This window comes from Cellulophaga sp. Hel_I_12 (genome assembly GCF_000799565.1).
Lineage (GTDB): Bacteria > Bacteroidota > Bacteroidia > Flavobacteriales > Flavobacteriaceae > Cellulophaga.
In genome coordinates this window covers 2663937-2677373 of sequence record NZ_JUHB01000001.1, presented here as the reverse complement: position 1 = coordinate 2677373, position 13437 = coordinate 2663937, and the positions used below count along the sequence as shown (strand labels likewise).

The window sequence follows — 13437 nt, the reverse complement described above, 5'->3', positions numbered from 1 at the left end:
GGGTTTAGGTTCTTTGTGGCTATTTAAAATTTGCTTTTCTTTTTTCTAAAAAGGCGGTTGTACCCTCTTTGAAATCTTCGGTGCCAAAACAAGCTCCAAAAGCTTTAATTTCTTCTTGATAACCATCTATAGTACTATTAAAACCAGCATTTACTGCTTTTATTGCGTAGGAAATAGCTACAGGAGAATTATTCGCTATCTTCTGAGCTATTTTTTCACAAAGTGGCAGTAATTCTTCCTGAGGTACCACATCATTAACAAGACCGTATGCCAATGCTTTTTGTGCATCAATCATACCGGCAGTCATAATCATTTCGTTGGCTCTACCTTTGCCAATTAATTGCGGTAAGCGTTGGGTACCTCCATACCCAGGAATAACGCCAAGTGAAACTTCTGGTAAACCCATTTTTGCGTTAGCACTGGCAATTCTGAAATGGCATGCCATGGCTAATTCTAAGCCCCCACCTAAGGCGAAGCCATTAACAGCTGCAATGACAGGTGTTGCTAAATTTTCAATAAAATCAAACAATACCTGTTGTCCTTTTCGTGCAAGTTGGCCACCTTCTTTTACGGAAAAATTCGAAAATTCAGCAATGTCTGCTCCTGCTACAAATGCCTTTTCACCACTACCTGTAATGATGATTGCTTTTATTTTTTTATCTACATCAAGCGCTTGTAATGCATCGTGCAAGTCTTGAATGGTGTCCCGGTTTAAGGCATTTAATTTATTGGGGCGATTAATGATTACCGTTGCTATAGCTTCTCTTTGTTCAATTAGAATGTTTTCGTATTTCATAGTTTTTGTCTTTTACTAAATTTTTGTAGTTGTAGCTTTTATAATATTCTACAAATTTACTAAAGATTTTAAGAGTTGCCTCTACAGGCTTTAAAAGGGTTCTAACAGCCTTGATTTTTACGTAACATTCACCTTGAGTTATTTTTAAAGCCCTTTAAAATCAAGGTATTGCCGCTTAAAACGGAATAACAAAATCTTAACACTTTATACTTGGAAAAGCCTATTAAAATAGTATGTTAGGCCCTATCAAAAATTTAAAATAATGAAATTAGTATACATCAAAAGAGAAACAAAAACCGAAAATCGTTACACTCCAAAAATGGGAAAATTAATAACTAAAGTTACCTATATCAAGAAGTACTTTTTGGGCTTACCAGTAACTACGCTTCATAAATATAGAAACACCTATTATGGTGAAGTGAAAAGTTGTGACGACTGTATGTTGTTTATCTAAACTGTTTAAAAAAACAAAACACATTATGCAAGTACTTGTTATAGGAGCTGGAAATATGGGACTTACCTACGCAAAGGGAATGTCAAAATCGAAACTCCTTAAAAAAGAGAATATTATGGTTCTCGATACTTCTGAAGAAAAACTAGAAGAAGTAAATCAATTATCAAACTTTGATGCACATAGAAATTTAGTAGATTGTGTGCCCAAAGCCGACATCATTTTTATCGCTGTAAAACCACATCATGCGGTAGATTTGTTTGAAAAGATTAAGCCCCTTATACATTCAGACCAGCTACTGATCTCTATCATGGCTGGTGTTAAAATCGATACGATTAAAGAAATTACAGGATTAACAAAAATTATTCGTGCGATGCCCAATTTACCGGCACAAATTGGCAAAGGACTTACCTCTTACGTAGCCTCTCCTGAAGTTTCTAGAATTGAATTATTAACCATTGAAAGTTTATTAGATACCACTGGAAAATCTGTTTTGGTTAAAGATGAAAATTTTATTGATGCTTCTACGGGGATTTCAGGAAGTGGTCCGGCCTATGTCTTTTATTTTATGCAAAGCATGATGGAAGCTGCCTTACAAATGGGCTTTTCTCCCAATGTTTCTAAAGTCTTGGTCGCCCAAACCTTTACAGGTGCCATAGAACTTTTTAACCAGAATAACTTATCACCGAATTCATGGATGGAAAAAGTAGCTAGTAAAGGAGGAACTACACGAGCTGCCTTAAACTCAATGGAAGATAATAACGTAGGTGAATTAATTAAAGAAGCTGCTTTTGCAGCCTTTGATCGTGCGGTTGAATTGGGTAAAGAAAAACAGGATGTATAAACAAAAAATAGTCATCAAAGTTGGCACAAATGTGATGACCAACAGAGATAATAGAATTGTTAGACCCGTACTCAAAAAACTAGTAAAGCAAATTGCAGAATTATACGAAAGAGATATCATTACGATACTTGTTTCTTCGGGTTCGGTAATTGCGGGAATGGAAGTTTTAGGCGAGTCGGCCATTAAAGATAAAACACAAAAAAGACAAGTATATTCCGCTATTGGGCAGCCAAGAATGATGCGTTTGTACTATAATATTTTTCGTGATTATGGGATGAAATGTGCTCAAGTACTTCCAACAAAACGTGATTTTACACCCGGCGTACATCGGCAAAATATGATTAATTGTTACGAAGGTTTATTATCCGAAGGCGTTATTCCAATTGCGAATGAAGATGATGCTGTATCGGTCACCATGTCTATGTTTTCAGATAATGATGAACTCGCAAGCTTAATAGCAGAATTGATAAATGCTGACAAACTAATTATTCTTACAGATATCGACGGCCTTTATAATGGTCATCCAGATGCTGAAAATAGCAACGTAGTTTCGCACGTTGATCCCGATGAAAACTTAAATAAATACATTCAAAAAAACACCAAAGGAGAAGCCGAAGGAAGAGGTGGCATGGGCTCTAAATTAGAATATGCACAGCGTGTTGCCGCCAAAAACATTCCTACATTTATTGCTAATGGAAAAAAAGAGCGAACCATTATAGATATTATCGACGGAAAAAACGTGGGTACTAGAGTGGCCCTAAAAGGAAATCCACAATAAGTGTTATTTTAAAAATAGATCTACCAAATACGACTTAAAATGAAACTTTTAACAACAGCTATAAAAAACAATGTATTAAGCTCCATGATTCGGATTTTAGATCAAAACCGAATCCAATTATTAAATGCTAATCAAAGAGATTTGGATCTTTTTCAAAAAGACGATCAAGCTATGTATGATCGGTTAATTATCGATGATCAGAAAATTGACCAGATGATCAAAGCGGTGGACCAAGTAAAATCTCAAGAAGATCCGGTACACCAAGAGATAAGCAAGCAAGAATTAGATAATGGATTAAAAATTTCTAATAAAACAGCCCCCTTTGGCACCATCATGATTATTTATGAATCAAGACCCGATGTCACAATTGAGGCAGCCGTGCTTGCCTTTAAAGCCAATAATAAAATTTTATTAAAGGGCGGTAAAGAAGCGTTATACAGCAACAAAATGTTGGTTGAATTTTGGCATAAAGCGCTCGAAGAAAATAACCTAAGTACAGACTACATTCAATTATTTACACTGAACCGCGAAGAAACTCAAGCCTTTCTCAAAAATCCGACCGAAAAGCTTGATTTAATTGTGCCGCGAGGAGGCGATAAATTAATTGCTTTTGTAAAAGAACATGCTACGTGTGCGGTACTTGTTAGCGGCAGAGGCAATAATTTTTTATACGTTTCTGAACATGCCAATTGGGAGCAAAGTAAAAAAGTAATTTTGAATGCGAAAACAGATAAAATATCGGCTTGTAATGCCTTAGATAAAGTATTAATTAGCACCAAAATTGATCATTACCAAGAAAAAATACTTGACTTGGCGACTATGTTAAAAGCTAATGACGTTTCCATTCTTGTCGATGCAAATATCAAAAAGGTGCTAAAAGATGCACCATTAATAGCAGATGAAAGCATTTGGAAGGAAGAGTTTTTAGCCATGAAATGTTGCCTTGGTGCTGTGCATTCTTTAGAGGAGGCTATTGAAAAAATAAACAATAATTCTGGAGGTCATTCGGCAACAATAATGACAAAAGATGCTAAAGAAGCACAACTCTTTATGGAGCAGGTAGATTGCGCCGCAGTATACCAAAATGCTTCAACACGCTTTACGGATGGCGGACAAATGGGTGTGGGTGCTGAATTAGCCATAAGTACAGACAAATTACACCATAGAGGACCCTTAGGATTAAAACAACTTGTAACGAATAAATACTACATTTTTGGCGATGGCCAAATAAGAGAATACTAACTAAAAGCCCTATCTTATTTATGTTAGATACCATTGAAGAATTAGAAGGAAGTCTTGTGCAACATGGAGAAACACACAATCGTTTGTATGTAAAGGAATGTCCTGAACATAATTTGAACGCTTTTATTCCTAAAATAAAAGCACTTGCTCAACAAAATAAGTACGATAAAATTTTAGGCAAGATACCTGAAACTGCCATATCGTTTTTTGAAACTAATGGATATAAAATTGAAGCCAAAATACCAGGACTCTACCATGGAGAAATAAATGGCTATTTTTTAGCCGATTATTTAAATAAGAAGCGGCTTCACAACGACGAGCGCGCCTTAAAAACTATTGAAAGTGTTAAGACTATTGCGCAAGCGGCTAAAAGCACCGCCGAGGAAGGTTTTATGAGTCTGCCGTCACGCTATGAAGTTCGTCCCTTAGGTAAAAAAGACCTTACAACACTCGCTAAATTGCACCAAAGAGTCTTTACATCGTATGATGTGCCCATCGATGATGAAGCCTACTTAACAACATTGTTGGAGAAAAATCATCAGTTCTATGGACTTTTTAATGAAGGTGAGTTGATTGTTTCTGCCATACTCCAAATTAACGTGAAACAATCAAATATGGAGATTGTTGATATCGCTACACATCCTAATTACAGAGGACAAAATTTATCTTACTATGTACTGCAAGAAATAAAACAAAAAAGTAATGAATTAGGTTGTAAAACACTGTTTTCCTTAGTGAGAGCCACTTCCTATGGATTAAATATTACCTTTAGTAAGCATGGTTTTCATCTTGGAGGTACGCTTTACAATAACACCATGATTGCAAATCGCTTGGAAAGCATGAATGTTTGGTATTGCAATTAATTCAACAATCGTCTTGATTCTTGCAATTTGGTTTAAACCACTCTAGGAAACCTCACCGTAAATACAGTACCAACTCCATGCTTTGAAGTATAGCTAATGGATCCGTTGTATGTCTCTACGATGTTCTTTACCATTCCTAAACCTAGTCCCATACCACTTGTTTTGGTGGTGAACTTTGGTTCAAATATTTTTTCTCTAAACTCTTCCGCTATACCAACTCCATTATCTGCCACAGAAATTTTGGTGAATTCGCCTTCAGCACTTACAGTAACTAAAATTCTTGGCGCTGCAACGTCAGGTACGGCTTGTATCGCATTTTTAACGAGGTTGGTAATAACTCGAATTAATTGGGTACGGTCTAATTTTGAAATAATTTTCTCTTCTTTGGCAATAAAATCAATATAGTTTTCATTAAAAATATCCAAAGCAAGTTTTACAATTGTAACGACATTCAAAGTTTCATTTTGTTGTGCCGGCATTTCAGCAAAATTCGAAAAAGCACCGGCAATACTACTCATAGTATCTATTTGCTGAATTAAAGTTTTAGAATATTCCGCTACTTTGGTAGCTATATCTGGATCGTTTACATCAAACTTACGCTCAAAACTTTGCACTGTTAAGCGCATGGGTGTTAGCGGATTTTTAATTTCATGGGCCACCTGTTTTGCCATTTCTCGCCAAGCCTGTTCCCGTTCGCCTTTCGCTAATTTAATAGCGCTAATTTCTAATTCATCAATCATGGCATTGTACGAATCAATCAGTTTTCCAATTTCCTCCGTAGGGTTTTTGATCAGAATTTTCTCATTTCTTTTGGTCAAAAACGTGGAGGTCATTTTATCAGAAATGGTCTGCAGAGACCGCGTAATGTATTTTGATATAATATACGCCAAGCCAATAGCAATAAAAAGCATAAATAAATAAACCCCGCCTAAGCGCAATAAAAACTCTTTTAGTTCTTTATCATTAAACGAATTGTCTTCAAAATAAGGTAAATTTAAGATTCCGATAGGTTTAAACTTACCGTCCGTTATGTAGGTATAGGATGCTTGAAATTTGCTTCCTGCTGCTGATTTTTCCTCCAAATATCGCGCATCTACACTATTTTCTAAGTGATTGAGTACTTCTGGGTCAAGACACAAGGAAACAGAATCATTTTCAAATTTAGGTCGTGAACTTTTGATTAAATTTCCGTCTAGATCGTAAATATTAAAGTTGACATTCAGTACATCCGCAATTTGGTAGATTTCATCCTTAAAAATTAAATGCAGATTTTCAGTGGTTGGTACATAGGTTGTACGTTGCAGCGTGTATCTAATATTCTCTTTGATCTGCTCTTCCTTGCGTTCTAAGCGATCTTCGTGATAATCCTTAGATTGTTCTCCGTATTGGTAAATAGTAACACCAGCGATTAATACAGATGCAACCAACACCAGTAATATCATCGCTATAAAAATTCGGGATCTAAGAGAAACTTTTTCGAACAAGAAATTTTGATTAAAGGAAACTTATTTTTAAAGATAGCAATAATTGCACCAGAGTGACATTCTTATCCTAAAAATGCTAAGCATTCGGATTTTTTTCTCTGATTTTTTTATACAGTTTAATACCTAACATCAATAAAACCCCTAAACCAATAATGCCTACCACCCCGTAAACCCAACTCATCGTTGTTTTTAAAATCACTAGAAACACTACCGCGAATAAAATAATCGTCGCCCCTTCATTCCAAATCCTCATAAAATTTGAAGTATATTTTATTTCATCACGTTGAAATTGCAAGAACATTTGGTGATTTTTTAAATGATAAATAAACAACAAAAATACAAATCCTAACTTGACATGCATCCAAGGTTGTTGCAGCCATGCTGGGAATAAGACCAGCAACCAAAGGGCAAAAAGTGTTGCTAAAATCGCAGATGGCCAGGTAATGATATACCAAAGGCGCTTGGTCATTAATTTAAAGGTATTCGATAAAATTTCTTTCTCAGGTGATGGTTTTTCGGAGGCCTCAATATGGTTTATAAACAAACGAGGAACATAAAATAAACCAGCAAACCAAGTAATTACAAAGATTAGGTGTAAGGCCTTAACGTATAAATACTGTTCTCCCATTATTCTTTTAATCTAATTGCCCCTATTCCAGAACTCCAAAGCTTGGCGTTAAAAGCTGGTATTTGCTCCTCTAAAAGAATATCGGCTTGTTTGTTTAAGCCTAGCCATTGGGCATCAAGTTCCGCTTTTCGCTCTTTAGATGATTTATTTATAGTACCTAAATCATTGGCTGTTTGATTCATTAAAAACAGGTATTCTGCTGTAAATTTATTAGGGAAATTCTCGACATCATCATAAGCCTTTGATTTTCTTTGAACCATTGTTGTATCCCAAGCCTTAAGTTGTTCCACTAATTTTTGACCTTCTTTCTTTAAAGAATCCTCTTTTATTTCTTTTAAAATATGTTCTAACTTGGTTTGAGCATCGAAAAGTCTATTAATTTTTGAGTGCATTAGGGTCACATGAGCTGCCGCGGATTTCATGAAGGCGTCGTATGCTACATAATTTTCTATTGAGACTTCAAAATTTGGCATTGGTACTATTTTTCCTTCTGTAGAAACGACTTTATCATTAAGCCTTAACTTTAAAGTGTAAGTGCCAGGTATAGCTTTGTGCCCTCTATAATTCGCTTCGATATAGGCTTCAGGTACTCCCGGAATGGTTGGATGTCTTAAATCCCAAACAAATCGGTTTAACCCTTCGTTTTTAGGCAACACTTTTTGCCTTGGTGGTGCTCCTTCATAGGCCTTATAGCTTGCATCTTTTTGAGTATTAAAGCTTTGAATTAACTGTCCATTTTCATTCAAAATTTCTAAGCTTAGCTTTGTGGAGTCGGCCAAAGCTGGTAATTCATAATAAATAACCATCCCATTTGCAGGGTTAATCCCATCAAACACATCAGTTCCATCAAAATCCTCAGCATTTGAATTTAATGGGCTTCCCCAAGAACCGTTCAAAGCCGCTGCTGGTTGGTACAATTTAGTCTCCTTAGTGGCTTTGTATTGGTTCAAAACAGATAGGTCGTCAAGAACCCAAAATGATCTACCAGAAGTAGCCACGACAAGGTTATTTTGATGTACTTTAAGATCTAAAATGGGCGTTTTAGGCATATTTAATTGGAATGATTCCCATTTTTTGCCGCCATCTAAAGAAATATAAATTCCTTTTTCGGTACCCAGATACAATAAATCTTTACGGACCGCGTCTTCTCGAATAACCCTAGTAAATGCCCCATACGGTAATCCTTTACTTATATTTATCCAGCTTTTGCCGTAATCTGTAGTTTTATATATGGCGGGCGTATAATCATTAAATTTGTATTTTGTTGTAGCTATATAAGCGGTTCCTTTATCGTGTGGTGAAACTTCAATAGCGTTGACCAGACTTTCGCCCAAGTCTTTAGGAGTTACATTCATCCAGCTTACCCCATTATCCCTTGTAAGATGAACCAAACCATCATCACTGCCTGTCCATAAGACACCTTTTTCATGAGGCGATTCAATCATATAGGCTATCGTACCGTAGTTTTCAGCACCCACAGCTTCGTTGGTATAAGGACCACCACCTTTACCTTGTTTTTCGTCGATATTTCGAGTTAAATCAGGTGAAATTTCTTCCCAACTATACCCCATATCTTTAGTCCTCAATACGAATTGAGCACAGTGATAAAAAACACCAGGTTCATGAATGGAGGCTATGATTGGCGCATTCCAATTGTACAAATATTTCATGTCACGGGCATCTCTCCCTAAGTATTGAATAGGCGCTGCCATTACTTGAACTGAGGTGTTTGTTTGGGTGTCTAATACTTCAATCGTTCCTAAATAACTACCACCCATAACATACCTTGGATCTTCGGGATTAAAGGCTAAAAACGCACTTTCCCCTCCTGCTGAGCTAGTCCAGTTTTTTTCTGAAATTGATCCGCTTCCGACAGCTAAACTTGCAATTTTTACAGAAGAATTATCTTGTTGACCCGCATAAATGTTATACGGAAACAAATTATCTGTATTGATCCGGTAAAACTGGGCTGTGGGCATATTATCCTGTGGAGACCATGATTTTCCATAATCAAAACTTATGGCAGCACCACCATCATTTGCGATGACAAAGTTTTTTGAATTTTCAGGATTGATCCATAAATCGTGATAATCGCCATGTGTACCCGACAAGGTTTCCCAAGTTTTTCCGCCATCTTCGGAACGCAAGGCAGGAGCACTCAATACATATATCGTATTTTCGTTATTTGGATCTACAAATAATTCAATATAATACCATGCACGTTGGGTAAGTCGATTGTCGCCGCTGACCAAATTCCAACTTAGTCCGGCATCATTCGACACAAATAAACCCCCTTTATCTTGTTCTGTATCACTTTCTAAAAGCAGGTATACCTTATTAGAGTTTGACGGGCTTGCAGCAATTGCCATTTTTCCCTTTTCCTCAGGTAAACCCTTATGAATTAAAGACCAAGAATCGCCACCATCTATTGATTTGTAGACTCCACTACCCTTACCACCACTAATAACCATATTTGGTTTTCTTTGATGTTCCCACATCGTGGCGTACATAATTTCGGGATAATTAGCATCCATACTTAGTTCTGAACAACCCGTTAAATCATTAACGAATAACACATTTTTCCAGGTTTCTCCGCCGTCTATCGATTTATAAATTCCTCTTTCCTTCGTTGGTCCATGTAGGGCTCCTTGAGCAGCTACATACACAATATTTGGATTGTTTGGATGAATTACAATTCTGGAAATATGCTGGGTGAATGTTAAGCCCATGTTTTTCCATGTTTTTCCAGCATCTGTGGATTTGTATACCCCATCGCCGTAAGAAGTCATAACCCCTCTTGGGGCATGTTCTCCCATACCACAATACAAAATATTTGAATTAGATTCGGATACCGCAATGGCCCCCACTGAACCCATTTCAAAAAAACCATCAGAAATATTTTCCCATTGATTTCCTGCGTTCGATGTTTTCCATAATCCCCCACCTGTGGTTCCCATATAATAGGTTAATGGATCTCCATGAACACCGGTAGCACAAACAGAACGACCTCCGCGAAAAGGACCAATATTTCGATATTTTAAAGGCTTAAAGTATTCTTCAACAGATTGACTCCATCCTTGAAGAAAACCAATTAAAATCAGTGAATAGGTTAAAATCAATCGTATTTTCATCATCTAATTTTATTTTATTCAACAAATAAATAGTTTAATTTCAACTGGTTAAATTCCGAATTAAATTCTAGAATTTCTTTAGAAATCAAGGCATTAAAAGTGCTTAATTGTTCATTTATTTTAGCCGTTAATTCATTTTTTACCGCGATATCTTGTTCGGTTGGATGAAAATCATCAATAGCTACTAAACTATTTAAATGGCCTAACTTGTTCGTTAACTTAATCGGGAAATTTAAAGGATCTTGTCCACTTCTATTTTTAGTTTGGTATAGAGTTTTTTCAACCTCACTAAATTCTTCCTTAATTTTTTTAGCTTTTTTTACCAACTCTTTGGTAGCTTCATTGTCTGCATATTGCTTCGCAAAGGCATCTAATTGCATGTTAATTTTTCGAATCTTTTTAATAGATTGATGCGCATTATCAATAGTGGCATTAATGTCGCTAATAAAATCAAATTGTTGTTGCATTTCGGCAACTGTAACCTCAGCTCTTGGATCTGGAATTATTTTGAAATCTTTTGACATGTTATTCCCATTGACCGTCAAGGTCACTTTATAAGCACCTGGAACCGCTTTAGCTCCATCTAAACTTGCCCACCACAAAATCATTCCATCTAATTTTTCGGCTCCTTTACCACGCGTATCCCAAACATGGGTATTACCACCTTTTTTAAGGTCTAATTTTTTATCTTTTTCTTTAGCTGTAGTAGCATAATGCGCCAAAGTATCTCCTTTTTGACTAAAATAAGTTAAGGCAATACTATCTTTTTCATTAAATTCTTTTAAATAAAAATGAGTAACCACGCCGTTCGGATGATTTTGCCCGGCTAATTTCGATGCTTGTTTTCTAGCTCCCCCTTTGGTTCTGTATGCGTCTTTGGGTTGAAATAATATCGCATTCTGATCTTTATCAGCTTCATTTAATTGATGTAATACGGTTAAGTCATCAATCATCCACAAGCTACGTCCTTGAGTAGCTACGATTAAATTGTTTTCTTTAACGGCTAAATCAGTAATAGGTACAATAGGTAAATTTAATTGAAATGGTTTCCAGTTGGCGCCATCATTAAAAGAAACATACATGCCTGTTTCTGTACCTGCATACAATAAGCCTTTGCGTTTGGGGTCTTCCCGAACTACTCTTGTGAAATGTTCACTTGCAATACCATTTGTTATTTTAGTCCATGTTTTTCCATAGTCTGTTGTTTTGTACAAATAAGGCTGAAAATCTCCTAATTTGTAGCGTGTTGCGGCTACGTAACAAGTTCCCTCATCGAAAGCCGAAGGTTCAATACTATTCACCATTGACCATTCTGGCATACTAGGCGGAGTTACATTATCCCAAGTTTCTCCTGAATTTCTACTCACATGAATTAATCCATCATCACTACCTACCCATAATAAACCTTCTTTTAATGGGCTTTCATTTGCTGCAAAAATGGTACAATAGTATTCTACACTCGTATTGTCTTGAGTGATTGGACCACCACTAGAACCTAATTTTGTTGGGTCGTTTCTGGTTAAATCGCCACTCAGTAATTTCCAACTTTGCCCTTCATTTTCTGTGACATGCACATGGTTTGAAAACGTATATAATTTTTTAGGATTGTGTTTGCTAAAAATGATAGGGAAATTCCATTGAAACCTATATTTCATAGCCTCGGCACCTGCACCCATTGGGTTATCTGGCCAAACATTTATACCTCTTGTGGTATTTGTTTTATGATTTACTCGGGTTAAAAAACCGTCATAACTACCCCCATACACCACATCATTATCTTTTGGATCAACTGCAATCCAAGCAGACTCACCACCCGCGGTTTCCTCCCAATCGTCTTCACTAATGCTATACCCGTCGCTACGATGTTTTATACGCAAAGTGGAATTATCTTGTTGCGCTACATAAATTCTATAAGGAAAAGAATTATCGGTAGTTACTCTATAAAACTGTGCCGTTGGTTGGTTATAATACGTACTCCAAGTTTCACCCCCATCGTAGGTTATTTGCGCACCACCGTCATCACCAATAATCATTCTATTACCATTTTCTGGAGAAATCCATAAATCATGGTGATCACCATGAGGAGCATTAAAACTTTTAAAAGATCTTCCTCCATCCTCTGATTTGTGATAATTAACATTCAACACATAGACCACATCTTCATTTTCAGTATCGGCATAAATACGAGTGTAATACCAAGCTCGTTGTCGTAAACTGCGATCACTATTGATTAAGGTCCATTTTTCACCACCATCATCACTGCGGTACAAGCCGCCTTTTTCTTTATTTTCTACAATTGCCCAAACTCTATCTGAGTTTTTTGGAGAAACGGCAACACCAATAATCCCTAAAGTATCACTTGGAAAACCTTCATTTTTGGAAATTTCTTTCCAAGTTTCACCACTATCGGTACTTTTCCAAAGTGCAGATCCATCGCCACCGCTGCTTAAACTGTAAGGAGTTCGTTGCGCGCGCCACGTCGAGGCATATAAAATTCTAGGATTGTTAGGATCAAAAGTTAAATCTACCGCTCCAGCTTGATCATTTACAAATAATGTTTTACGCCAGTTTTTTCCACCATCCATACTTTTATAAATACCACGTTCATTCGTAGGTTTATAAATATCTCCTAAAACTGCTGCAAAAACAATTTCCGAATTTTTAGGGTGAATTCGAATTCTTGGAATATGTCGACTATTTTCTAAGCCTATTGCTGTCCATGTTTTTCCTGCATTTTCGGTTTTCCACATGCCGTATCCCGAAGATACATTCCCACGAAGAGTTTTTTCTCCACCTCCAACGTAAATCACATTTGGATCACTCTGTGAAATCTCAACAGCACCAATGCTACCTCCAAAAAATCCGTCAGAAATATTTTCCCATTCACGACCACCATCCATTGTTTTCCAAACACCACCACCGGTAGCTCCAAAGTAAAAAAGATTAGGTTGATTAGGAACACCAGCTACGGCAGCCGAACGACCTCCACGAAAAGGGCCTATAGATCTGTATTCTAAACTAGAATATAGCTCTTGAGGAATAGCAGTCTCGGTTTGATTTGCTTTTTTTCTTTTTTGAGAAATTGTTGTCAATGGTGTTAAGCACAAGATAAGCAGTACTGAAGCGATTTTTAAGTGGTTGTATTTCATAATATATTTAAGTTGTAATTAGTCAAGCCTAAAGTAAGTAGAAAAATGGGTTTTTACAAGCGATAAGCTTT

At 36.5% G+C, this 13437-nt stretch carries 10 protein-coding genes; 5 read left to right on the top strand and 5 right to left on the bottom strand.

Going from position 1 to position 13437, the window contains the following annotated elements; all coding sequences use genetic code 11:
* Positions 1 to 19: 19 nt before the first annotated feature.
* Complete coding sequence (locus GQ45_RS11565; RefSeq protein ID WP_047418096.1) at positions 20 to 796, bottom strand: enoyl-CoA hydratase/isomerase family protein; 777 nt, start codon at positions 794 to 796, stop codon at positions 20 to 22.
* A 262-nt stretch (positions 797 to 1058) separates the two neighbouring features.
* On the opposite strand from GQ45_RS11565, the gene GQ45_RS11560 reads away from it, so the two are divergent.
* From GQ45_RS11560 to ablB, 5 genes are read left to right on the top strand one after another with little or no spacing between them, the layout of a single operon-like run.
* A complete protein-coding gene (locus GQ45_RS11560) occupies positions 1059 to 1250 on the top strand; it encodes a hypothetical protein (RefSeq protein ID WP_047418095.1) in 192 nt (63 codons plus the stop codon).
* A 25-nt stretch (positions 1251 to 1275) separates the two neighbouring features.
* Positions 1276 to 2091 (top strand): pyrroline-5-carboxylate reductase, encoded by an 816-nt coding sequence (gene proC / locus GQ45_RS11555; protein ID WP_047418092.1) that lies wholly within the window; start codon positions 1276 to 1278, stop codon positions 2089 to 2091.
* Positions 2084 to 2869 (top strand): glutamate 5-kinase, encoded by a 786-nt coding sequence (gene proB, locus GQ45_RS11550; protein ID WP_047418090.1) that lies wholly within the window; start codon positions 2084 to 2086, stop codon positions 2867 to 2869. The genes proC and proB overlap by 8 nt, the downstream gene beginning before the upstream one ends.
* A gap of 39 nt (positions 2870 to 2908) precedes the next feature.
* Entirely contained in the window at positions 2909 to 4111 is a 1203-nt protein-coding gene (locus GQ45_RS11545) for a glutamate-5-semialdehyde dehydrogenase (protein ID WP_047418086.1), read from the top strand.
* Between the two features lie 20 nt (positions 4112 to 4131).
* Positions 4132 to 4974 carry a putative beta-lysine N-acetyltransferase gene (ablB, locus tag GQ45_RS11540; RefSeq protein ID WP_047418083.1) on the top strand — a complete coding sequence of 281 codons (843 nt, stop codon included), beginning with the start codon at positions 4132 to 4134 and terminating at the stop codon, positions 4972 to 4974.
* A gap of 32 nt (positions 4975 to 5006) precedes the next feature.
* Here the strand turns inward: ablB and GQ45_RS11535 are convergent, their stop codons facing one another.
* The 4 genes from GQ45_RS11535 to GQ45_RS11520 form a co-directional block, all read right to left on the bottom strand.
* Entirely contained in the window at positions 5007 to 6416 is a 1410-nt protein-coding gene (locus tag GQ45_RS11535; RefSeq protein WP_047418081.1) for a PAS domain-containing sensor histidine kinase, read from the bottom strand.
* 118 nt (positions 6417 to 6534) lie between these two features.
* Complete coding sequence (locus GQ45_RS11530) at positions 6535 to 7086, bottom strand: CopD family protein (protein ID WP_047418079.1); 552 nt, start codon at positions 7084 to 7086, stop codon at positions 6535 to 6537.
* A complete protein-coding gene (locus GQ45_RS11525) occupies positions 7086 to 10220 on the bottom strand; it encodes a glycosyl hydrolase (RefSeq protein ID WP_369798297.1) in 3135 nt (1044 codons plus the stop codon). The genes GQ45_RS11530 and GQ45_RS11525 overlap by 1 nt, the downstream gene beginning before the upstream one ends.
* A gap of 11 nt (positions 10221 to 10231) precedes the next feature.
* Positions 10232 to 13366, bottom strand: coding sequence for a sialidase family protein (locus GQ45_RS11520; RefSeq protein WP_047418076.1), 3135 nt, complete (start codon positions 13364 to 13366; stop codon positions 10232 to 10234).
* Between the last annotated feature and the right edge of the window lie 71 nt (positions 13367 to 13437).